The sequence below is a fragment of the Aliiroseovarius sp. M344 genome, assembly GCF_025140835.1.
Taxonomy (GTDB): domain Bacteria; phylum Pseudomonadota; class Alphaproteobacteria; order Rhodobacterales; family Rhodobacteraceae; genus Aliiroseovarius.
The window spans coordinates 148,600-169,757 of record NZ_CP081154.1; the positions used below are offsets into that span (position 1 = coordinate 148,600).

Annotated in this window: 22 protein-coding genes; 12 read left to right on the plus strand and 10 right to left on the minus strand. The window is 60.0% G+C overall.

What is annotated here, in order from left to right; translation table 11 throughout:
• The first annotated feature begins 167 nt into the window (after positions 1–167).
• The 12 genes from K3556_RS16285 (at position 168) to K3556_RS16340 (ending at position 12,156) form a co-directional block, all read left to right on the plus strand.
• On the plus strand, positions 168–1,844 hold the full coding sequence (locus tag K3556_RS16285; RefSeq protein WP_260519321.1) for a nitrite reductase: 1,677 nt from the start codon (positions 168–170) through the stop codon (positions 1,842–1,844).
• 104 nt (positions 1,845–1,948) lie between these two features.
• Positions 1,949–3,784 (plus strand): NapC/NirT family cytochrome c, encoded by a 1,836-nt coding sequence (locus K3556_RS16290; RefSeq protein WP_260519322.1) that lies wholly within the window; start codon positions 1,949–1,951, stop codon positions 3,782–3,784.
• 67 nt (positions 3,785–3,851) lie between these two features.
• Positions 3,852–4,268 (plus strand): copper-binding protein, encoded by a 417-nt coding sequence (locus K3556_RS16295; RefSeq protein ID WP_260519323.1) that lies wholly within the window; start codon positions 3,852–3,854, stop codon positions 4,266–4,268.
• Between the two features lie 225 nt (positions 4,269–4,493).
• A complete protein-coding gene (gene cobA / locus K3556_RS16300) occupies positions 4,494–5,258 on the plus strand; it encodes a uroporphyrinogen-III C-methyltransferase (RefSeq protein ID WP_260519324.1) in 765 nt (254 codons plus the stop codon).
• Positions 5,251–5,556, plus strand: coding sequence for a cytochrome c (locus tag K3556_RS16305; protein WP_260519325.1), 306 nt, complete (start codon positions 5,251–5,253; stop codon positions 5,554–5,556). The genes cobA and K3556_RS16305 overlap by 8 nt, the downstream gene beginning before the upstream one ends.
• Positions 5,553–6,716, plus strand: a complete 1,164-nt coding sequence (locus tag K3556_RS16310; protein WP_260519326.1) for a cytochrome D1 domain-containing protein — start codon at positions 5,553–5,555, stop codon at positions 6,714–6,716. Before K3556_RS16305 ends, K3556_RS16310 begins: the two co-directional genes overlap by 4 nt.
• A 3-nt stretch (positions 6,717–6,719) precedes the next feature.
• Positions 6,720–7,718: an AsnC family transcriptional regulator gene (locus K3556_RS16315; protein ID WP_260519327.1), complete on the plus strand. Its 999-nt coding sequence runs from the start codon at positions 6,720–6,722 to the stop codon at positions 7,716–7,718.
• Positions 7,715–8,167, plus strand: coding sequence for an Lrp/AsnC family transcriptional regulator (locus tag K3556_RS16320; protein WP_260519328.1), 453 nt, complete (start codon positions 7,715–7,717; stop codon positions 8,165–8,167). The genes K3556_RS16315 and K3556_RS16320 overlap by 4 nt, the downstream gene beginning before the upstream one ends.
• The gene (locus tag K3556_RS16325; RefSeq protein ID WP_260519329.1) at positions 8,164–8,652 is read left to right on the plus strand and encodes an Lrp/AsnC family transcriptional regulator; all 489 of its coding nucleotides are present in this window, start codon (positions 8,164–8,166) and stop codon (positions 8,650–8,652) included. Before K3556_RS16320 ends, K3556_RS16325 begins: the two co-directional genes overlap by 4 nt.
• A 1-nt stretch (position 8,653) precedes the next feature.
• Positions 8,654–9,868: a heme d1 biosynthesis radical SAM protein NirJ gene (gene nirJ / locus K3556_RS16330; protein ID WP_260519330.1), complete on the plus strand. Its 1,215-nt coding sequence runs from the start codon at positions 8,654–8,656 to the stop codon at positions 9,866–9,868.
• The gene (locus tag K3556_RS16335) at positions 9,843–11,405 is read left to right on the plus strand and encodes a nitrite reductase (protein WP_260519331.1); all 1,563 of its coding nucleotides are present in this window, start codon (positions 9,843–9,845) and stop codon (positions 11,403–11,405) included. Before nirJ ends, K3556_RS16335 begins: the two co-directional genes overlap by 26 nt.
• A 31-nt stretch (positions 11,406–11,436) precedes the next feature.
• Entirely contained in the window at positions 11,437–12,156 is a 720-nt protein-coding gene (locus K3556_RS16340) for a CbiX/SirB N-terminal domain-containing protein (protein WP_260519332.1), read from the plus strand.
• Positions 12,157–12,160: 4 nt separating this feature from the next.
• Here the strand turns inward: K3556_RS16340 and K3556_RS16345 are convergent, their stop codons facing one another.
• The 10 genes from K3556_RS16345 to K3556_RS16390 form a co-directional block, all read right to left on the minus strand.
• Positions 12,161–12,664 (minus strand): DUF2478 domain-containing protein, encoded by a 504-nt coding sequence (locus tag K3556_RS16345; protein ID WP_260519333.1) that lies wholly within the window; start codon positions 12,662–12,664, stop codon positions 12,161–12,163.
• Positions 12,665–12,688: 24 nt separating this feature from the next.
• Positions 12,689–13,912, minus strand: a complete 1,224-nt coding sequence (hemA, locus tag K3556_RS16350; protein WP_260519334.1) for a 5-aminolevulinate synthase — start codon at positions 13,910–13,912, stop codon at positions 12,689–12,691.
• A gap of 384 nt (positions 13,913–14,296) precedes the next feature.
• On the minus strand, positions 14,297–15,514 hold the full coding sequence (locus tag K3556_RS16355; protein ID WP_260519335.1) for an NnrS family protein: 1,218 nt from the start codon (positions 15,512–15,514) through the stop codon (positions 14,297–14,299).
• A 102-nt stretch (positions 15,515–15,616) separates the two neighbouring features.
• Positions 15,617–15,865 (minus strand): hypothetical protein, encoded by a 249-nt coding sequence (locus tag K3556_RS16360; protein ID WP_260519336.1) that lies wholly within the window; start codon positions 15,863–15,865, stop codon positions 15,617–15,619.
• The gene (locus K3556_RS16365; protein ID WP_260519337.1) at positions 15,865–16,065 is read right to left on the minus strand and encodes a hypothetical protein; all 201 of its coding nucleotides are present in this window, start codon (positions 16,063–16,065) and stop codon (positions 15,865–15,867) included. The genes K3556_RS16360 and K3556_RS16365 overlap by 1 nt, the downstream gene beginning before the upstream one ends.
• Positions 16,066–16,140: 75 nt before the next feature.
• Positions 16,141–16,404, minus strand: coding sequence for a hypothetical protein (locus K3556_RS16370; RefSeq protein WP_260519338.1), 264 nt, complete (start codon positions 16,402–16,404; stop codon positions 16,141–16,143).
• Entirely contained in the window at positions 16,404–16,940 is a 537-nt protein-coding gene (locus tag K3556_RS16375) for a cytochrome c oxidase subunit 3 (RefSeq protein WP_260519339.1), read from the minus strand. Before K3556_RS16375 ends, K3556_RS16370 begins: the two co-directional genes overlap by 1 nt.
• Positions 16,937–18,883: a nitric oxide reductase activation protein NorD gene (locus K3556_RS16380; RefSeq protein ID WP_260519340.1), complete on the minus strand. Its 1,947-nt coding sequence runs from the start codon at positions 18,881–18,883 to the stop codon at positions 16,937–16,939. The genes K3556_RS16375 and K3556_RS16380 overlap by 4 nt, the downstream gene beginning before the upstream one ends.
• Before the next feature lie 79 nt (positions 18,884–18,962).
• Positions 18,963–19,769 carry a CbbQ/NirQ/NorQ/GpvN family protein gene (locus K3556_RS16385; RefSeq protein ID WP_260519341.1) on the minus strand — a complete coding sequence of 269 codons (807 nt, stop codon included), beginning with the start codon at positions 19,767–19,769 and terminating at the stop codon, positions 18,963–18,965.
• Complete coding sequence (locus tag K3556_RS16390; RefSeq protein WP_260519342.1) at positions 19,769–21,139, minus strand: cbb3-type cytochrome c oxidase subunit I; 1,371 nt, start codon at positions 21,137–21,139, stop codon at positions 19,769–19,771. The genes K3556_RS16385 and K3556_RS16390 overlap by 1 nt, the downstream gene beginning before the upstream one ends.
• Positions 21,140–21,158 lie beyond the last annotated feature (19 nt).

Sequence of the window (21,158 nt, forward strand, 5' to 3'; positions counted from 1 at the left end):
GTACAGATACACGTCGGAGCTCCAAGGCATCTGGGTTTAAATCATTATTTAACAGGGATTTACCCGTTTCGCTCTCTTTTTCGTGAGCCTCGTTGACAAATATCAAGACACTGCCTTGCCATTGGTTCCATCTTCCTTGTGCCTCACCAAGCAAATGGAGAGTGATCATGTCACTTGGAACCACCCAAAAGAATATTCGCAGCTCGCTAGGGATTGGCTTTGCCATGATGCTCAGCAGCGTCGCTCTGCCAGCAATGGCTGAGGGTCCGACCCTCAGCGACGAAGCATTTGAAGCCTCAAAGCAGCTTTATTTTGAACAATGCGCCGGTTGTCACGGCGTGCTTCGCAAAGGTGCGACAGGCAAAAGCCTTGAGCCCGTTGTGAAAACCACTGCCGCAGACGGCACCGTCACTGAAAGTGGCACGCTGAAGCTCGGCCAGGAACGTCTAGAGAAGATCATTACCTGGGGCACCGAAGGCGGCATGAACAACTTCTCGGACATTATGACCGAGGAGCAGATCAAAGACATGGCGACCTACATCATGATGGATCCGCCAAAACCGCCAGAAATGTCGCTGGCTCAGATGAAAGAGACCCGCAAGGTCTATGTCGAAGAAGCCGACTACCCGACCGAGCCGCTGCACGGCCGCAACTGGGAAAACTTCTTCGTCGTCATTGAACGTGACGTAGGTAAAGTGGCTGTCATCGACGGCGACACCAAAGAAGTTCTGGTACACATCCCCACCGGGTATGCGGTGCACGTTCTGAAAGCGTCAGAGCACCATAAACTGGAAGAGCCGGAAAATCCGGGTCGCTTCTGGTACACCATGGGCCGCGACGGCAAGATGACCAAAATCGACCTCTGGCAGACGCCGGACAAAATGTTGGTTTCGGAAGTCAAGATTGCCTATGACGCACGCGACGTAGCAGTCTCCGGCGACGGTAAATACGTCATCGGTGGTGGTTACTGGCCGCCGCACTTCGCAATCGTTGATGCGCAGACCATGGAACCGGTCAAAGTTGTGTCGACCCGCGGCGTGAACGTCGATGGTGAGTATGTGGAAGAGGCCCGTGTGGCCGCGATCTACACCACACCGAACGAACCGACATGGATCGTGGCAGTGAAAGAGCTGGGTCAGCTGTGGCAGGTGGATTACACCGACCTCGACAACCTGAGCATCGACAAGATCAACTCGGCCAAGTTCCTGCACGATGGGTTCTTTGATCCGACAGGTCGTTACTTCCAGATCGCGGCAAACGCGTCGAACAAAATGGTTGTTGTGGACACACAAACCCACAAGCTTGAAGCCATGATCGACACCGCAGCGCTGCCGCACCCCGGCCCCGGCGCAAACTGGATTGACCCGAATTGTGGTCCGGTTGCAGGCACAACCCACCTTGGTGTTGGTACTGTGACGGTCTGGGGCAACGACCCCGAAGGCCATCCGGATAACGCCTGGAAGACCTGCTACGAAGTTGAAACCGACGGCGCTGGCCTGTTTGTCCGGACCCACCCGAATTCCAAATACATTTGGGCGGACCAGACCAAACACCCCGAGCCTGAAATTCAGCAATCGGTTCAGGTCATCTCGAAAGAGACCGGCGAGATCGTGAAAACGATCCAGATCACTGAAGACGAAGGCAGCGCCGCTGTTCACTTCGAATTCAACGCGGACGGCACCGAAGTTTGGGTGTCCAAGTGGAACCTCTCGGACTCGCTTGAGCCGAATGGTCAGATCGTGATCTTCGACGCGGAGACGCTGGAAGAGAAATCCCGGATCGACGGCCTGTTTGCCCCGACCGGTAAGTTCAACGTCTACAACCGTTCGAACCACGTCACCTAAGGGTGAGTTGAAAAAGAACCCAAGGGGGCGGGCACAGCGCCCGCCCCTTTTCTACTGACTGGTCTGAGCACGGACCAACCACGAAGCCAGAACGGAGCCTGGACATGTCCCAGACCAACGGTAGTGACCCGAAAAAGCCAATTTGGCGCCGGTATTTCCTGTGGGGAATGCCGCTTGCCGGCATAGCTGGCGTCTTTGTCGCCGGCATCATCTTCTGGGGCGGGTTCAACACCGCCATGGAAGCCACGAACACCAAAGATTTCTGTATCTCGTGTCACGAGATGGAAGATTTCGTTTACCAGGAATACAAGGGCACAATTCACGATGTGAACCGCTCGGGCGTTGGCGCGGTCTGTTCCGACTGTCACGTTCCGAAGGACTGGACCCACAAGATGATCCGCAAGATCAAAGCCTCGAAAGAGCTTTGGGGCAAAATGGTCGGGACCATCAACACTGAAGAGAAATTTGAGGCCAAGCGTCTGCATCTGGCGATGAACGAATGGGAACGGATGAAAAATTCCGACAGCCGCGAATGCCGCAACTGTCACCATTTTGAATCGATGATGCCAGAATTCCAGCGCCCGCGCGCCCGCCAGCAACACCTGAACGCGATGGAGACGGGGCAAACCTGTATCGATTGCCACAAAGGCATTGCCCACTCGGATCTGCGTGACCGCGCGGAAGAGGAATATCTGGAAGCGCTGGAAGCCCCGAACCCGAAATTTGCCCGTGAAGTGCCGCAAGCTTATTTGGACAGCCTTGCCCGCGTTGAAGCCAAGGAAGCCGAAGAAGAAGCCGCACGCAAAGCCGAGGCCGACGCGGCTCAGGCCCGTATGATGGCAGCAGTTGAAGCCGCCCGCACAGACGAACGCGCCAAAGTCGAAGCTGAGATGGCTGGCGCGGCGACGGAAGCCCCGGCGGCTGGTGACACAGGCAGCTCCGACGGCGCAAGCGCTGGTGGGTCGGTTGGGGCCAATGTCGATTGGGACGCAGTGGCGGCCACAGACATGACCCTGTTCTATCCGGGCCAAGCCTCGTTTGAATGGGCGCAGAATGGTAAAACCCATGGTGGTGCGCGTCCGCTGACCAAAGGCGGCGACCAGTGTTCGACCTGCCATGCGAAAGAGTTGGAAACCATCGGTAACAAGATCGTTGCAGGCGGCGGTGGCAAGAACGACGAACTTGAGCCGACCCCAATCCCCGGCAAACGCGGCACGATCGCAGCCAGCCTGAAGGCAACATATGACGATGAAAACGTCTATTTCCGCCTGCAGTGGCTGGACGCTGGTCACACCCCTGCCCCGTTTGTTGACGGCGGCAAGATGGACCCGGACAACCAGATCAAGGTTGGTATGATGATCACCGGCACGGGGATCGAAATGGGTGAACAAGTGGGCTGTTGGGCAACCTGTCACGCCGACAACACCTATATGCCTTTCGATCCGGGTGCCGAGGCGATTGCCGCCAGTGGCGACATCGCGACCCAACTTCAGGCCGACACGACGATCACCAAGTATCTGGCCGAAAGCCGGACCGATATCGAGCTGAAAGGCCGTGGCGACAAGCCGTTGGGTGGTTGGGATAAGGTCAAAGACCAGGCTGAGATCGACCAGCTTCTGGCCGATGGCACCTTTATGGATCTGATGCGGGTCTATGCAGATGGTACAGCCGAAAACGGCTATCTGCTGCAAAATCGCACAGTGAACGAAGGCGAAATGGCAGGCGAGGCCAATCTGGGCGCTGATGGCACTTGGACGGTCACGTTCTCGCGGCCCTTGGCAGGTGGCGCGGGCGATGTCGCGCTGGAAGCTGGCAAGACCTACACGGTCGGCTTTGCGATCCACGATGACTTCACAGCGGCGCGCTTCCACCATGTGACGCTGAACACCAGCCTGGCTCTGGACAATGCAGAAGCTGCGATTAACGTGGTCAAGCAATAAGAAACTGCGCTGCGGCCGCCTCAACCGGCCGCAGCGTCCTTTGCCCGAGGTTCAGAAAGGAACGCTTATGAAACGCTCTGTTCATGCACTTGCCCTGTCCTCCGCTGCCGTGCTTTGCGCGGCTTTCCCCGTTTTGGCGGATGAAAAAACCGATGCCATCTGCGCCGAGGCCGAAGAACGATATGTCGAACTTTTCGGCGCGCCCTCAGCAGATGCTGACGGCGTCACCGTCGTGAAAATGTACAACTACAATTTTTGCCCCGGCGAACTGGTCGTTCCCGTCGGCACAACAGTGCGTTGGGTCAATGTCGACAAGCGCACCAGCCACAGTGTGATTCTGCCCGACCAGCCCGAAAGTGACCGCGCTTTCCCGGAAGAAACCATCGAATTCACCTTCCTGACTGAGGGTGATCAGGATTACCTGTGCGGCCCACATTGGGAAACACAAAAGATGATCGGCATGGTCACGGTGACCTCTAAATAATCGTTTTAATACAGTACTTTAAAATTATTCACGTGTTAAGGGGTGCTGAAAACGGCACGCCTTAACTTATGTCAAGGAGGCTAAACAGCAGCCGGGGCATCTTACAATCGTTAACCGGCCCAAGCCTCACCCGCTGGCGATGTCTAACTTCAGACGCATGTTTCATGCTGTCGCTCCCAGAGGGTGCCCGGCTTCCAGCCATCCAAAGGACGAGCGAGACACAACATGACCGGCAAAGTTTACCTGATCGGCGCAGGCCCCGGAGATCCGGAGCTGATGACCATGAAAGCCATCCGTATGCTGAAAGATGCTGATGTGGTGGTGTATGACCGTTTGGTGTCTGACGACATTGTCGCCATGGCCAAACCGGACGCCCAGATGATTTTCGTCGGCAAAGCCGCGAAATGTCACACGGTGTCTCAAGAGCGTATCAATGAAATACTGGTCGAAAAGGCCCGAGCTGGCCTGAATGTCGCCCGCTTGAAGGGCGGCGATCCCCTGATCTTCGGGCGCGGTTCGGAAGAAGCCGGATATGTCGTGTCGCAAGGGGTCGAGGTTGAATACGCCCCCGGCATCACCGCGGCGCAAGGTGCCGCAAGCGTCACCGGCGTTCCGCTGACCCATCGCGGGCTTGCCACCGGCGTTCAATATGTCACGGGCCACCGTCAGGCCGACGATGTGCTGGATCTGGACTGGAAATGTCTGGCCAACCCCGACACCACGCTTGTTGTTTACATGGGCGTGGCCAATATCGGCCAGATCGCCGTGGGCCTGATGACCGAAGGTCTGGCAGGGTCGACCCCCGTCATGGCCATCTCGCGCGCCTCGACGCCCGACGAGGCCCGCATGCTCTCGACCCTTGATCACGTGGCAAAGGACGCGCGCCGCGCCGGGTTGAAGCCGCCCACCCTGTTCATCATCGGCAAGGTCGTATCGCTTTATGACGCCGGCCAGTTCGATCCCGCACAAGCGATTGCGGCCCATGCGTAGCCTTCTGGCCCTTCTGATTCTGACCGGGGCTGCCCATGCGGGTGAGCCCGGTTTGGACCCGACAGCGCTGACCCGTCTGGTGCATCAGGATTGCGGATCGTGCCATGGGTTGACGCTGATGGGCGGTTTGGGGCCAGACATCCGGCCTGAAACCATCGAACATTACGACGCCGAGGTTCTGCAATCCGTGATCCTCGACGGAATTCCCGACACGGCCATGCCGCCATGGCGCCCCCTCATCACCGAGGCCGAGGCCGCCTGGATTGCCGATTATCTTCTGAAAGGCGACACCGAATGAAAACGCTGATTTCCGCCCTGACGCTGGCTGCCACGCTGGGCACGGCCGCGCTTGCCGACACCATCGCCACAACGATTGCCACGGGTGACCTTGGTCTTGTGATCGAACGCGCCAAAGGCTCTGTGCTGCTGGTCGATCAGTCCGACCGCGCCTCGCTCACCCGCATCGAAGGGCTGGGCGATCTCAGTCATGCCTCGATGGTGTATTCCCCCGACGAACGCTTTGCCTACGTGTTTGGCCGCGACGGTGGGCTGACCAAGGTCGACATCGTCGAACGCAAGATAGCCAACCGCGTCGTCCAAGCTGGCAACTCGATCGGCGGCGCGATATCTGACGATGGCAAACTGGTGGCCGTATCGAACTATGAACCCGGCGGCGTGCGCGTCTTTGACGCCGACACGCTGGAGCTGGTGGCCGATATCCCGACAGGCTCGAAAACCATCGGGCTGGTCGACGCCCCCGGTCGTCGCTTTGTCTTCACCATGTGGGACACGGGCGAGACGTGGATTGCCGACATGTCCGGCGAAGGTGATCCCGCGATCACCAAAATCCCCGACATGGGCAAGAACCCCTATGACGCGCTGGTCACTGGCAATGGCCGCACCTATATCACCGGGCTGTTTGGCGAAGACGGCCTGACCGCGCTGGACCTGTGGGAAGATGATCCCAAACCGATCCGCGTGCTGCCAAACTATGGCCGCGGGCAAGAAGATATGCCGGTCTACAAAATGCCCCACCTAGAAGGCTGGGCGCTGACCGGGTCTGAATTTGTGCTGCCTGCCGTGGGCCATCACGAGGTTCTGTGGATCGACGCAAACACGCTGGAAGAAACCGGTCGCACCAAGACCTATTCCCAGCCGGTGTTTGCCATGGCGCGCCCCGATGGCCGTCAGGTCTGGGTCAACTTTGCCCACCCGATGAACGACACCATTCAGGTGATCGACACGGTGACCAAGCAGATCATCCACGAATTCAAGCCCGGCCCCGCCGTGCTGCACATGGAGTTCACCCCGCGCGGCCATGAAATCTGGATCAGCGTTCGGGATGAAAACAAGGTCAAGATCTATGACACGCACACGTTCGAGTTTCTGCGCGAAATTGAGGCCGACAGCCCGTCTGGCATCTTCTTCACCGCACGTGCGCACCGGACGGGTTTGTAAGCGATGAAAGACGTCACTGATCCCATTGACCGCCACCTGCTGGACGATTGGCAGCGCAATTTCCCCGTGGTCCGTCGCCCCTTTGCCGAATTGGCAAGCGCGGCGGGCACCACGGAAGAGGACGTGCTGAACCGTCTGGCTGACCTGCGCGACAGTGGCACCATCACGCGGGTCGGCGCGACCTGTGCGCCCAATACGCTGTCGGCGTCAACGCTGGCTGCGGTGGCCGCGCCCGAGGGTCGCATCGAAGAGGTTGCGGCGATCATCAATGAAGACGCAGGCGTCAACCATTCGTATGAACGCGAGGATCACTGGAACCTCTGGTTTGTCGCCACCGGGCCGGACCGCGACGCGGTGAATGCCTCGCTTGCACGGATTTCGGATCGCACCGGGTTGCGGGTGTTGGACCTGCGTCTGAGGCAACCCTTCAACATCGATCTTGGGTTCAAGATGGGCTCCGGCGACACCCCCGTAATGCACTCCGCCCCGCGCGCCGTGGATATGTCTGCGATCCGCGAAGGCGACAAAGCCCTGATGAACATCCTGACCAAAGGTATGCCCTTGGTCCCTGCCCCCTATGCCGTGATCGCTGATCAACTTGGCCGGACTGAAGCCGACGTGCTGGCCCGCGTTGCCGCCTTGACCGAGGCGGGTCTTCTGTCGCGCCTTGGCGTGATCGTGCGTCACCGCAAGCTGGGCTGGAAATCAAACGCGATGGTCGTCTGGAATGTGCCAGAGGGTCGTATCATTGACGCAGGCACGCAACTGGCCGCCCTGCCCGGAATAACGCTGTGCTATGAACGCCGCCCGGTCGCTGGTGTCTGGCCCTACCGCTTGTATTGCATGATCCACGCCCAATCGCGCGCAGATGCGTTGGCGGTTCTGGACAAGGCAAAGGCGCTGCCAGCGTTGACTGATGTGGACCACAAGGTGCTGTTTTCCACCCGCTGCTTCCGCCAGACCGGCGCGATGATCGCCAAAGAAAAGGAGGCCGCAGAATGACCGCCCTTGACGATATCGACCGCGCTTTGGTGAACGCATTGCAGGACGACCTGCCGCTGGACCACCGCCCCTTTGCGCCTTTGGCCGAGAAACTTGGGCTGACGGAAGAGGCATTGCTGGACCGGGTAAAAGCCCTGCGCGCCTCCGGCGTCCTAACCCGCTTTGGTCCGTTTTTCGACGCCGCGGCCATGGGTGGGGCCTTCTGCCTGTGCGCGATGGAAGTGCCAGCCGACCGGTTTGACGAGGTCAACGACCAAGTGAACGCCCACGAGGAAGTCGCCCATAACTACGAACGCACCCACAAGCTGAACATGTGGTTCGTGCTGGCTTGCGAAACCCCTGAGGGCATCGCAGACGTCGCAGCCCGGATCGAGGGCAAAACCGGCCTGAAGGTCAATCTGTTCCCAAAACTTCAGGAATTCTATATCGGCTTCAGGGTGGCGGCATGAGCATCGACGCAACAGACCGCGCCATCATCGAAGCGCTGCAATCCGGCCTGCCGCTGGTCCCTGCCCCCTATGCCGAGGTGGCCGAAAAGCTGGGACTGGAGGAAGCTGATCTGACTGCGCGCCTTGCAGCGATGAAGGAAAGTGGCGTCATCCGCCGGATCGCCGCCGCGCCCAACCACTACAAACTGGGCATGACCGCCAATGGCATGACGGTTTGGGATGTGGACGACGAAGTTCTGAACGAAGTCGGCCCGAAAATCGGCGCGCTGCCCTTCGTCACCCACAGCTATGAACGCCCGCGCGCCCTGCCCGACTGGCCTTATAATCTGTTTGCCATGGTCCACGGATCATCGCGCGACGAGGTTGAGGAAAAGCGCCAGCAGATCGTTGACCTTCTGGGCGATGCGCTGCGCTGCAGTGACACGCTCTATTCCACTCGCATTCTGAAAAAGACGGGGCTGCGGCTTCGTAAGAAAGGGGACTGACATGTTCCGCCTGACCGAATACATGCACCAGCTTGCCAAACCGACCCCCGTGCGTCAGCGCCGGGGTGACGGGATGGTAAAACCCGTGGTGATCTGGAACCTGACGCGTCGCTGCAACCTGAAATGCCGCCACTGTTACACCGTGTCGGCCGATGTGAATTTCCCCGGCGAACTGTCCGAGGCGCAGGCCATGGACACGTTGGAAGATCTGGGCCAATTCAAAGTCCCCGCGATTATCCTGTCAGGCGGTGAGCCGCTGGACAGCCCCTATCTGTTCCCGTTGGCAAAGCGCGCGCGCAAGCTGACCCGCGTGTTGGCCCTGTCGACCAACGGCACCAAAATCCACGGCGAGACCGCCGATCAGGTGGCCGAGATCGGGTTCAACTATGTTGGCATCTCGATCGACGGGATTGGCGAAACCAACGACTGGTTCCGCGGCGTGGATGGCGCGTTTGACGATGCGGTGCGCGGTGTGCGCGAGTTGAAAAAGCGCGATGTGCGCGTTGGCCTGCGCTTTTGCCTGACCGAAGGCACGCAACACCATCTGCCCGACCTGCTGAAACTGTGCGATGACGAAGGGGTCGACAAATTCTATCTGTCGCACCTTGTCTATGCCGGCCGCGGTGACAAAAACCGGGGCGAGGACGCGCATCACATCATGACCCGCAAGGGTATGGACCTGCTGATCGATCGGGCATGGGAAAGTGCCTCGGGCGGGCGGCAGCTGGACATTGTGACTGGCAACAACGACGCCGATGCGGGCTATTTCCTGCAATGGGCGGCCGAGAAGTTTGACGCCGAGAAAGTCGCCAATCTGCGCGAGCATCTTGTGGCCTGGGGCGGCAACTCCTCCGGCATGGGCGTCGCCAATATCGACTTTCTGGGCAAGGTCCATCCCGACACATATTGGTCCGACTACACCATCGGCAACGTGAAAGAGACACCGTTCTCCGAGCTGTGGACCGGCGATGACCAGATGCTCGCCACCCTGCGCACCCGCCCCCGTCCGCTGAAGGGCCGCTGCGGGGCCTGCGCGATCAAGGACGTCTGTGGCGGCAACACCCGCATCCGCGCGCTGCAGGTCACGGGCGATCCGTGGGCCGAAGATCCGGCCTGCTATCTGACAAATGACGAAATTGGCGTGACCGATGCCGACCGGCTTGAAGTCACCCCCTTCCGAGGCAAAAGTAATGACCCGAAACACCAGTTTTTCTAAAGCCGTAGCACTTGCCGCAGCCCTGACCGCCCTGCCCTTCGTGGCAAGCGCCGATCCGGCGCAGGATTATCAGGACTATTGCGCCGAGTGCCACGCTGAAAACCGGCTGGGCGCGCAAGGTCCTGCGCTGATCCCCGAAACACTGGCCCGGATGCGCGGCCCGAAGATTGCTGCTGTCATTCGTGACGGCCGCGTCACCACGCAAATGCCAGCCTATGGCGAGGAATTGTCGGAAGAGCGTATTGCCGAACTCGCTGACTACCTGAAAACCCCGCTTGCCGTCATTCCCCCGTGGAACGAAGCTGAGATCATGGCCAGTCGTGTGATGGACGAAGACTACGCCCCGGTGGATGCGCCCGTCTGGTCCTCGGACCCGATGAACATCACGCTGGCGGTGGAAACCGGCGACCATCACGTCTCGGTTCTGGATGGCGACACGTTCGAGGTGCTGGACCGGTTTGCAACACCCTTCGCCGTGCATGGCGGGCCGAAATTCACGCCCGACGGCAAGTTTGTCTTCATCATGTCACGCGATGGCTGGGTGCAGAAATACGACATTTACGCTCTGAAACAGGTGGGTCGCGTGCGCGCCGGCTTGAACAGCCGCAACATCGCCATGTCGGGCGACGGAAAATGGTTGGCCGTCGCGAACTACCTGCCCAATACGTTGACCATCCTGTCCACCGACGACCTGTCTGTCGCCGAGGTGCACGAGGTTGTGGGTAAAGACGGCACACCCAGCCGGGTTTCGGCCGTGTATCAGGCCCCGCCGCGCGAAAGTTTCGTACTGGCGCTGAAAGATGTGCCCGAGATTTGGGAAGTGTCATACAGCAAGCACCCCGACTTGGGTTTGTTTGCAGCAGGCTTCACCCATGACTGGCGTATCGAAGGGCCGACCAAACAGGACACGCCCTTTCCGATCCGCAAGATCACCACGCCCGACTATCTGGACGATTTCTTCTTTGACCAAAGCTATGAGCACATCATGGGCGCATCGCGCAAAGGCGAGGACGGGTTGGTCATCGACCTTGTGATCGGCATGAAAGTCGCCGATCTGGACCTGCCCGGCATGCCGCATCTTGGGTCGGGCATCACCTGGCAACGGGGCGACACGACCGTCATGGCCACACCGCACCTGAAAGAAGGTGTTGTGTCGGTGATCGACATGAAAAGCTGGGAAACCGTGAAACGGGTTGAAACCGAAGGCCCCGGCTTTTTCATGCGAAGCCACAAGAACTCGCCCTATGTCTGGGCCGATGTGTTCTTTGGACCGAACAAGGACAAAATGCACATCATCGACAAGGAAACGCTTGAGATTGTGCAGACCCTGCAACCTGTGCCCGGTGCCACCGTCGCCCACGTTGAATTTACCAAGGATGGCAGCCATGCGCTGGTATCAGTTTGGGAAGACGAGGGCGAAGTTTTGGTCTATGACGCCAAAACGCTCGAAATTGTGAAACGATTGCCGATGCGCAAACCATCCGGCAAGTATAACGTCTGGAACAAGATCACCTTCGAAGAAGGCACCAGCCACTGATCACGCGCCAGCTTTGAAAAGGAGCCAGCCAATGGACAATATCGACGCCCTGATCGTCTCGCACGGGCAACCGTCGTCACCCGACCCGGCCGAAGCCGCGCTGGCGCAATACGTAGCGCGGGTGCAGGCGCATCTGCCCGGATTGCGGCTGGGGCATGCCACGCTGGCCAAGCGCGGCAGCCTGAGCGCGCAGCTTGAAAAAATGGTGCCCGGCGCGCCGGTCTATCCGCTGTTCATGTCCGATGGATGGTTCGTGCGCACCTGTCTGGCAGGTCGCGTGGGCGACGCCCCGTTCGAGGTGATGGCGCCCTTTGGCATGGACCCCGCCCTGCCTGATCTGGCTGCCGCCGCGCTGAAAGACCAAGGTGTCAGCCCCAAAGACGCGCTGTTGCTGGTTGCACATGGGTCCGGCAGTGGCCGCCCGGCGCCCGAACGCGCCACCTATGATTTTGCCACCGCATTGGCCACAGCCCTTGGCGGCACCAAGGTCGAGGTCGGCTTCTTAGAACAATCCCCGACCATCCCCGAAGTTGCCAAAGACCTGCCAGCCAGCGTGCTGTGCTTGCCGTTCTTCGCAATGGAGGGCGACCATGTGCGCGAAGACGTGCATAAGGAATTGGGCGATTGCGCTTTCAAGGGCCGGGTTCTGCCAGTGATCAGCCAATTGGCGGGCGTTGATGCCATGGTGGCCCGCGCCATCAAAGCAAAACTGGACGAGGGTCACGCCGCACAACAGGCAGCGTCAGCCTAAACCGCTAGCCACGCACCCAGGTCAAAATGGCGTCGGGGTCGGCGGGCAGGGTCTCGGCCATGTCGCCGACAAACGCGGCAAAGCCTTTGCGGCTGGCCTCGCCCCCGCCTAGCCCGACCAGAACGGGAATGCCGCGCTCAAGAGCAGCAGCGATAGCGGCACGAAACCCGCGCCCCTCGGCCTCTTCCGGGCCAAACTTGTTCAGGATGAAGGCATCGGCCTCCAGGCTGCTGGCCTGATCGACAGCGGCCACCGCTTCGGCAATGGCTTCCGGGTTCAGACGACATCCCTGTGCGCCCTTGCCCAATGATTGGGTGATCCGAATGGTGCGGTTGTCCGACAATACGCGCACATCCATCTCGCAATGATGCGATCCTTTGGGCGCGTCTTGCAGGACTTTCACGATGCCGTTCAGCAAAAACCCTTCGGCTTCCAGCGTCGCGGCGGCCTCGGCAATCAGACGGTCGGTTTCACCCGGACCGGGGGCCGAGATTGAAGCGATCCTCATCACATTAGTCCTTAGAATGGGGGTTTACTGCGCCGCCATCGGCACCCGCGCGACTTCGCACTGGTGCCAAAGCTCTTCCAACGCGCCCAGCAGATGTTCGATATCCGCATCCGAATGCACCGGCGATGGGGTGATGCGCAAACGCTCGGTCCCCTTGGGCACGGTCGGGTAATTGATCGGCTGGATATAGACACCATAATCACGCATCAGCGTGTCCGAGATGAACTTGCACTTCACCGGGTCACCCACCATCACCGGAATGATGTGACTGGGGTTGTCGATATGCGGAATGCCCATCGCATCCAGCCCCTCACGCACACGCGCGACGCGCTCTTTCTGGCTGTTGCGCTCTTCGTTCGAGCGTTTCAGATGCTGGACCGAGGCCCGCGCCCCTGCGGCCACGGCGGGCGGCAAGGCGGTGGTGAAGATGAACCCGCTGGCAAAACTGCGTACGAAATCGCACAGCTCGGCCGAGGCCGCGATATAGCCGCCCATCACGCCAAAGGCTTTGCCCAACGTGCCTTCGATCACCGTCAGGCGATCCATCAGCCCTTCGCGTTCGGCAACACCTGCGCCGCGCGGGCCATAAAGGCCAACCGCGTGCACTTCGTCCAGATAGGTCATCGCGTTGTATTTGTCGGCCAGATCACAGATTTCATTGATCGGCGCGATGTCACCATCCATCGAATAGACACTTTCAAAAGCGATCAGCTTGGGGGCGTCGGGATCGGCAGCCGCCAGCTTGGCCTCAAGATCCTCCAGATCATTGTGCTTCCAGATCACCCGCGCAGCTTTCGAATGACGAATGCCTTCAATCATCGAGGCGTGGTTCAGCGCGTCGGAAAACACGATGCAGCCGGGAATTTGTGACGCCAGCGTCCCAAGGGCGGCCCAGTTCGACACGTAGCCCGAGGTGAACAGAAGCGCGGCTTCTTTGCCGTGCAGATCCGCCAGCTCGGCCTCAAGCAACACATGGTCATGGGTGGTGCCGGAGATATTGCGCGTGCCGCCTGCCCCTGCGCCCACCGTATCAATCGCATTGTGCATGGCAGCGAGCACATCGGGGTGTTGCCCCATGCCCAGATAGTCGTTCGAGCACCAGATCGTCACGTCACCCGTGCCATCCGCACCCGTATGGCGGGCCTTCGGGAACGCGCCGCGTTTGCGTTGCAGGTCGGCAAAAACACGGTAATTGCCATCATCACGCAGCGCATCAAGGCGGCTTGTGAAATAGTCTTGATAATTCATGGGACGTCCCTCCGGTGCCTTATCGGTTGTGGTATTGAACCGGATCGGAAGCGGGGCTGACATGATGTTTGTCAAGTGGACGGTAAAAACCGTGGCGCGTGTTGCCGCCATAAATACCAAATGACACAAGAAGGTAAGACCAACCGCCCGCCCCCGGTTGGGGACACCCGGCCTCGGAACGCATCAGATGCGTCTGGGCGGTTGGCCTATGGGTTCGAAAACCCGAACGTGATCGGTTTCGCCGCCGGCCTCACCCAAGAACAGAGGCGACATTGATCACAGAGGCCGTATTCGCAGAACAGGGACGAGGATGTGGGAACAACCTCGGTGGGTGGGCCTTCCTCCATAAGTGGCACATCCCTGCCCGGTCGCACTTAACCAACGTCAAGCCGATGCCGTTTTCATATGCAGCGGCATCGGGGGTGGCGGCGGCGCGGGACGGGCCGTGCGCGCACCTGTCAGTGCGGGCACCATGCCAACAAGGAACAGCACAAACGCCCCGATCCACGCCGCCCCCGCAACCAGCACCAGCACATCATACCAGCGATACAGAAGGTCCGCGGCCAGCCAGCGGGTCAGTGCTGACAGGATCATCAGCCCGTATCCAATTGCCACCACGCGCGGCACGATAGGCGCGCGACCCGTGTGGCCTAGCGTAGCGCGGCTCATCACCGCAAGGGTCATACCGCCGACGCCGCCCAGTCCCAGAACATGCAGCGCGCCAACCTCGTCGGCGATGCCCCAGCCGGACAGGGCAAACAGCACCAGCCCGGCGACCATCAAGACTTGCGCGGCAAACAGCGACCACAACAGCGGATCGCGCAGAGCCCAACGCGGACGCCACAGACAAATGCGCACCCCGTGGACCGCCCCCAACACCAGCGCGACGATGGGCGCGAGCATCGGGACCAGCACGCTCCACGGCAGGGCAATCGCCCCTAGCACCGCCAGGCGATCAAGGCGCGGGGTCTGCGGTGGCAGGGCCTCGGGCGCATGGCCCGCCCGGTTCATCGCGTTTCGAATAAAACCCGGCGTGACCCGCCCGCCCAGCACGACAATCAGGCCACAAAGGGCCAACAGCCCAATCCGCAACCCCGCGCCCGCGGTGTCGACCGTCAGGCCCGTCCATTCCAGATGCACCAGAAAGTTGGCAATCAACAGCGTGCCAAGGAAAACCAGAAATATTGCGTGTTGTGGTTTGGGGCGATTGACCAGTTGCAGCGCGATCCGAACGGCGAGCAGAGTCAAAAACGCCAGATCGACACCAGCGACCACCAAGGGCGGAAGCGCGGCGGAGTACCAAAGACCGACCCGACCCGCCAACCAAACCGCAGCCAGAATGCCGATAACCAACCCGCGCCCGCTGGCCACGGCGGTCAGGAAAAACCCGGCAACAGCCGCGCCGGCATAGCCGAACACCATTTCATGGGCGTGCCACAGATGCGGGGCCATCGACAGGCTGGTCAATTCGGCGGCGTTGCCTGCGGCTTGCGCCCCCAACCAAAACTCCCACACCAGACCGGATAAAATTGCCCAGATCGCGGCACCCAGAAAGAAGGCGCGAAACCCTTCGCTCAGGACGCGTTGCACCACATTTGCCATGACAGGCCCCTTTTGGCTTACGTACCGTAGCCTATGGGGTTGGCGGACGTGCCGAATGACCAAAGTCAAGTCCGCCGCGCATAGGTTGAAAAAAGACCCGCGTCAGCTGTCGTCTTCGGCCTGATCAATCAAGCCACGCATCCATTTGCCCGAAATCCAGGCAAATGGCACGCCAAGGATGATGCCGCCGACAATCGACTCGATCGGGGTCAACGCGCGCAAGCCGACGGCTTGCAGCACAAGAAACAGAAAGAACAGGTTCACCGCCGCCGCCCCCGCTGCCAGCGGATACAGCACAAGCGCAACGGCCCAGACCGGCCACCGCCCGGATTTTCCTTCTGGCACAGACATCACTTGCGGAAGATGGATTTTTGCACGGCCACCAGCGCCAGGATCAGCGCAATCGCCGCCCCTAGCAGCCACAAGGTCGCGCCGCCAACGGCGTGCGAATGTCCGTCAATCACCGCTTCACGCAGCGGTGTCTTATCATGGTGGGCAAGGGCGGGTGAGGCCACGATCCCGGCCAATAGGGCCAGATAGAGAGTTTTCATTACAGGACTCCTGTCATGTTCTTCAGTCAGCATATCGTATCCGGGTGGCGGGGGGCTTGATCATGATCAAGCGCGTTACATCGCGAAGGGCAACGCATAAAGCAGCGCGGCGAGACCCAGAAACCCGATCAGAAAGGCGGTGAACCCGCCGCGAAAAGATGGGGCCGCGCGCAGGCCCAGATAGTCGGACAGGATCACGAAGGATTTCAGGCCCGACAGCACCAGTACCGTCAGCACAAAGACTGGCCCAGCCTCAGGCAAGACGCCTGCAAAGATGGTGGTCACCATGCTCAGGCCGATCAGCAAAACAAGCGCGCGGGTCAGGACAGCGTTTGACATCAGTGCACCAGATAGATGATGGGAAACAGCAACACCCAGACCAGATCGACCATGTGCCAAAACGCAGCCCCCGCTTCCAGATTACGGGGATTGCCCCAGCGCATCAGAAGCGCGAAGATGATCAGCCCAGCCACCACATGCAGCGCGTGAAATCCGGTGAGCAGATAGTAGAAGGTGAAGAAGTCACTGGTCTCGATGCTGATCCCGTGGCGGGCTTTTTCAGCATATTCATACCATTTGACGATAAGGAAGACGACGCCGAACGCCATCGCCGCCGTCAGCCACAGCCGCATGTGCCGCACCGAATGCACCGCGCGCGCGGTGCAATAGCCGCTGGTGACAAGCACGATAGTGTTGGCCGCACCGGCCACCCGGTTCAGTGCCGCCTGGTCGGCGGCAAACCCCACAGGGTCCATCGCGCGCATTCCAAGGAATGCCAAAAGCCCCGCGCCGAAGACCAAAAGCTCAGACACGATCAGAACCCAGATCATCAGATCGCCGGGCAGTTCATCCAGAACCGAGGTTTGATCCGTCATGCCCCACCGGTAATCTGGCGATAAATCTCGGGCAATGCGGCGGTCAATCGCGTGGGGTCCGGCACGACCGAGAAGCCATCGGCCCCAAAGATGCGGTGCACCCAACCTTGCCCTTTTTGGTCGACCACGACGCCATGCACGGCGTGGCCTTTGCGCCGCGCCTCGCGCACCGCCATGCGGCTGTCTTCAATGCCGTGGCGGCCTTCGTAATGGTCCAGATCATTGGGCTTGCCGTCAGTGATGACAAGCAACAAACGACGGGTGTTCGGGCGGTCGTCCAGCTCGGCCGAGGCATGGCGGATCGCCGCGCCCAACCTTGTATAGAAGGCTGGCGTCAACCCGCCGATGCGCGCCTCGACACGCGGACCCATTTTTTCGTCGAACCCTTTGCATTCCTGCACAAAGACCCGGCCCCGCTTCAGGGATGAAAACGTGTGGATCGCGAAATCGTCGCCGCACGCCTCAAGCCCCCAGGCCAGCGCGGTCAGTGCTTCTTTTTCGACGTCGATCACCTGCCGGTCGCCAATGGCGCTTTCGGTCGAGCGCGATACATCCATCAGGACCGAGATTGCCAGATCGCGTTCCATCACCCGCGCCGCGCGGTAAACACGGTCGCTGGACCGACCCGTGGCGCGCAATTCGACCTGCGCGGCAATCGCGGCTTCAAGGTCCAGCTCGTCCCCGTCCAGCTGACGCGGCAGGATCACCCGTTTCGGGCGCAGCGCTTCAAACTGGCGCTTCACCGCGCGGATACGGCGGTTGGTGGCGGGGTCGTGGTCAATCGCCTCAACCTCGTCCGCGACGCTGGACAAAACCCGCGCGTGATCGGGGATATAGCTTGAGGTGCGGTGATCCCATTCGGGATAGAGGTGCTTGCCGGACAAACGCTCGCGCTCGGCATCCTCGGGTGACAGGTCGAGGTGGAACTTCAGCCGCGTTGCGGTCTTCTTCGACACCTGCCCCAGTGCCAGCTCGTCCTGATCCTCGGCGGCGCGGCGGGCGTTATCCTCGTCATCATCTTCGATGCGACGGTTCATGTTCAGGCTTTCGACCCACGAAAAGATCGCTTCGAACTTGTGCAGGATCAGGCTGTCGCGGCGTTCGGCTTGATCGCTTTCAGACCGGCGCGCAGCCTTGGTGCCTTCGGCTTCGTCCCCCGGCCCGCTGCCCTGTTCCTCGTCGCCCTCGCCCAACCGGTCGGCTGGCATCCGCGCCACCATCGGGCGCAGGTCGGGCCACATCGGCACCGGGCGGAACGGGCGATAGCCGTGCGGGGCTGCCAGATGCGACAGGTCCGCATCGGGCGAGCGGATCAAACCGACATATTCCTTTGCCAATTTGCGTGCAGGCTCTGGCCCGCCCAGCAGATGGTCAATCGCCGCTTCCATCGCGGCCTCGGTTCGGGGGAGTTTAGCATCTGGCCGCATCGCGCGGCACGCACCAACCAGCGTTTCATAAAACCCGCGCAGGCCGGGACAGTCTTTCAACGTCGCCTGTGTCATGGCGATCGACGCTTGCAGTGCGCGAAGATCAGACCGCAGCGGATCGGTGTCCCCCACCGGGTCGGGCGCATGCGCGACCGAGGCGACCAGCCAGAAATACAAGGCCGCATTGGCCTCGCGCGCCGGGAATTCAGCGATGGTTTCTGGCAGGCGCAACGCCTCGCCGTCAAAACTGGGCCGGGCCTGCGTTTCGCGCCACGTGCCAAGCGACCGGCGGAAAGACAGACGGTGGTGCGAGGCGGCGACAGTGGCCTGCTTGATCTCGGTCGAATGCGATCCGCCAAGGCCGCGGTAGAAGACGCCCAAGCGCCCTTCGACATCGGTCAGATTGACCGCGTTTTCATCGTGGATGCCCGGCGTGTCCAACACACTGGCGTATTTGTGCCAGATCTTGCCGACGGTTTCTTCGGGCTCAAAAGGATCAAAAATGCGTTCGGACATGGGGAACCTCGGGTGTCAGGCGGACCGTCCAGTGTGAGTAAGCCCGCGACCGACACCAAGGCCGGTCGCGGATGTGGCATTAGCCATAGATCGCGGTGACCAGATCCATCAGCCCTTGCTTGACGTCTTCGTCATCGGACAGAGGTTCGATCATCGCCGCGCGGATGGCGCGTTCGACGGGCATGCCGTCTTCGATCAACGTGGCGCAATAGATCACCAGACGGGTCGATACGCCCTCTTCCAGATCCTGCCCTTTCAGGCCGCGCAATTTATGTGCCAGCCGGACAAGGGACGTCGCCCGGCTGACATCCAGCCCGCTTTCGCGTGTGACAATATCGATTTCACGGTCGTGGGAGGGAAAATCGAAGTCGATCGACAGAAAACGTTGGCGGGTGGATGGTTTCAGGGTCTTCAGGATATTCTGATACCCCGGATTGTAACTTGCCACGAGCATGAAGCCGGGGGCGGCCTCGATCTCTTCGCCGGTTTTATCCAGCGGCAGGATACGGCGGTCATCGGTCAGCGGGTGCAAGACAACGGTCACGTCCTTGCGCGCCTCGACCACCTCGTCCAGATAACAGATTGCCCCTTCCCGCACAGCGCGGGTCAGTGGGCCATCGACCCAAACCGTTTCCCCGCCTTTCAGCAGGTAGCGACCAACAAGGTCGGCGGCGGACAGGTCATCGTGACAGGCTACGGTGTATAACGGGCGACCCAGTCGGGCAGCCATATGAGAGACGAAGCGGGTCTTGCCGCAACCGGTCGGACCTTTCAAAAGCAGCGGCAGCCCATGGCGTTCGGCAGCTTCGAAAATATCGCATTCGTCAGAAACGGGTGAGTAGAAGGGGGCCGAAGCCCCCTCCGTTTTTTTGTCAACGGCAGCCATCAGGCACCTTCGCTTTCATACTGGTCCGTCTTCTCGATGACTTCGCGACGCGGCACCAGTTGCGCATAGATGAACAGGATCGCACCAATCACCACCGCAAGGCCAGAGACCCAACGCATGATGAAGAACAGGTGCACGCCTTCCTGAATTTCCATGAAGTTCTCGCCCAACACACGTTGCATGTGGGTCTGAACCGTCCCTGCAAAGGTCAGGACGAAGGTCATGAAGGACATACCGCCGGTCATCAGCCAGAAGCTCGCCATGTTCAGAACCTGGTTATACGGATCACGTCCGCGCAGGATCGGCATGGCATAGGTGATGATCGCAAGGTTCACTGACACATAAGCGCCAAAGAACGCCAAGTGACCGTGGGCTGCGGTGATCTGTGTGCCGTGGGTGTAATAGTTCACACCGTGCAGCGTATGCAGGAAGCCCCAGACACCCGCGCCGAAGAAGGCGACGGTTGCGGCACCCAGCGCCCACAGAAGGGCAGCTTTGTTCGGGTGGTCGCGTTTGCCTTTCCACACCATGACGAAGCTGAAGCTCATCATTGCGAAGAAGGGGATCACCTCAAGCGTCGAGAAGATCGACCCGATCCACTGCCAATAGCTCGGCAGACCGATCCAGTAGTAGTGGTGACCCGTTCCCAGAATGCCCGAGAACAGCGCGGTGGCGACGATGATATAGAGCCATTTTTCAATGATCTCACGGTCGACACCGGTCAGTTTCAGCAGCAAGAAGGCAAGGATGGACGCCATAACCAGCTCCCAGGTGCCTTCCACCCACAAGTGGACGATGTACCACCAGAACATTTTGTCCAGCGACAGGTTGCCCGGGTTATAGAAGGCAAACAGGAACAGCAGCGACAGACCCCAAAGGCCCAGAAGCAGCACGTTTGTGATCGCCGTCTTGCGACCCTTCAGCACTGTCATCGACACGTTGTACAGGAAGATCAGCGCAGCCACGACGATGCCCACTTTGACCCAGACGGGTTGTTCGATGAACTCGCGCCCTTCCATACCAAAGAGCCAATGACCGTGGAACAGGTCGAACGTATAAGTTACGACCGCGCCCGCAGTGCCAAGAAGCATAATGCCCAGCTGGAGATAGGCCAGCATTGGCGAATGCATCTCACGCTCGGCTTCTTCCGGTACAAGGAAGTAAGCCGCACCGAAGAAGCCCAGCAGAAGCCAGACGATCAGCGCGTTGGTGTGCAACATGCGCACGATGTTGAAAGGCATCAGCTCGGACAAGAAGTTCGGGCTGACATAGATCCAGCCGGCCCACAGACCGCCCAGCACCTGAACGGCAAAGACCGCCATGGCTGCCAGGAAGTACCAATAGGCAATTTTTTGTGTTTGGTATTTCATTTCACGTCTCCTCTTCCGG

What these genes read in the sequence shown, in the direction of transcription:
- K3556_RS16340 (WP_260519332.1), top strand. Translation starts at nt 11,437, where the DNA reads ATGGACAATATCGACGCCCTGATCGTCTCGCACGGGCAACCGTCGTCA.
- nirJ (WP_260519330.1), top strand. Translation starts at nt 8,654, where the DNA reads ATGTTCCGCCTGACCGAATACATGCACCAGCTTGCCAAACCGACCCCC.
- K3556_RS16310 (WP_260519326.1), top strand. Translation starts at nt 5,553, where the DNA reads ATGAAAACGCTGATTTCCGCCCTGACGCTGGCTGCCACGCTGGGCACG.
- K3556_RS16380 (WP_260519340.1), bottom strand. Translation starts at nt 18,883, where the DNA reads ATGTCCGAACGCATTTTTGATCCTTTTGAGCCCGAAGAAACCGTCGGC.
- K3556_RS16355 (WP_260519335.1), bottom strand. Translation starts at nt 15,514, where the DNA reads ATGGCAAATGTGGTGCAACGCGTCCTGAGCGAAGGGTTTCGCGCCTTC.
- K3556_RS16385 (WP_260519341.1), bottom strand. Translation starts at nt 19,769, where the DNA reads ATGGCTGCCGTTGACAAAAAAACGGAGGGGGCTTCGGCCCCCTTCTAC.
- K3556_RS16295 (WP_260519323.1), top strand. Translation starts at nt 3,852, where the DNA reads ATGAAACGCTCTGTTCATGCACTTGCCCTGTCCTCCGCTGCCGTGCTT.
- K3556_RS16390 (WP_260519342.1), bottom strand. Translation starts at nt 21,139, where the DNA reads ATGAAATACCAAACACAAAAAATTGCCTATTGGTACTTCCTGGCAGCC.
- K3556_RS16325 (WP_260519329.1), top strand. Translation starts at nt 8,164, where the DNA reads ATGAGCATCGACGCAACAGACCGCGCCATCATCGAAGCGCTGCAATCC.
- hemA (WP_260519334.1), bottom strand. Translation starts at nt 13,912, where the DNA reads ATGAATTATCAAGACTATTTCACAAGCCGCCTTGATGCGCTGCGTGAT.
- K3556_RS16345 (WP_260519333.1), bottom strand. Translation starts at nt 12,664, where the DNA reads ATGAGGATCGCTTCAATCTCGGCCCCCGGTCCGGGTGAAACCGACCGT.
- K3556_RS16320 (WP_260519328.1), top strand. Translation starts at nt 7,715, where the DNA reads ATGACCGCCCTTGACGATATCGACCGCGCTTTGGTGAACGCATTGCAG.
- cobA (WP_260519324.1), top strand. Translation starts at nt 4,494, where the DNA reads ATGACCGGCAAAGTTTACCTGATCGGCGCAGGCCCCGGAGATCCGGAG.
- K3556_RS16305 (WP_260519325.1), top strand. Translation starts at nt 5,251, where the DNA reads ATGCGTAGCCTTCTGGCCCTTCTGATTCTGACCGGGGCTGCCCATGCG.
- K3556_RS16315 (WP_260519327.1), top strand. Translation starts at nt 6,720, where the DNA reads ATGAAAGACGTCACTGATCCCATTGACCGCCACCTGCTGGACGATTGG.
- K3556_RS16375 (WP_260519339.1), bottom strand. Translation starts at nt 16,940, where the DNA reads ATGACGGATCAAACCTCGGTTCTGGATGAACTGCCCGGCGATCTGATG.
- K3556_RS16365 (WP_260519337.1), bottom strand. Translation starts at nt 16,065, where the DNA reads ATGAAAACTCTCTATCTGGCCCTATTGGCCGGGATCGTGGCCTCACCC.
- K3556_RS16360 (WP_260519336.1), bottom strand. Translation starts at nt 15,865, where the DNA reads ATGTCTGTGCCAGAAGGAAAATCCGGGCGGTGGCCGGTCTGGGCCGTT.
- K3556_RS16335 (WP_260519331.1), top strand. Translation starts at nt 9,843, where the DNA reads ATGACCCGAAACACCAGTTTTTCTAAAGCCGTAGCACTTGCCGCAGCC.
- K3556_RS16290 (WP_260519322.1), top strand. Translation starts at nt 1,949, where the DNA reads ATGTCCCAGACCAACGGTAGTGACCCGAAAAAGCCAATTTGGCGCCGG.
- K3556_RS16285 (WP_260519321.1), top strand. Translation starts at nt 168, where the DNA reads ATGTCACTTGGAACCACCCAAAAGAATATTCGCAGCTCGCTAGGGATT.
- K3556_RS16370 (WP_260519338.1), bottom strand. Translation starts at nt 16,404, where the DNA reads ATGTCAAACGCTGTCCTGACCCGCGCGCTTGTTTTGCTGATCGGCCTG.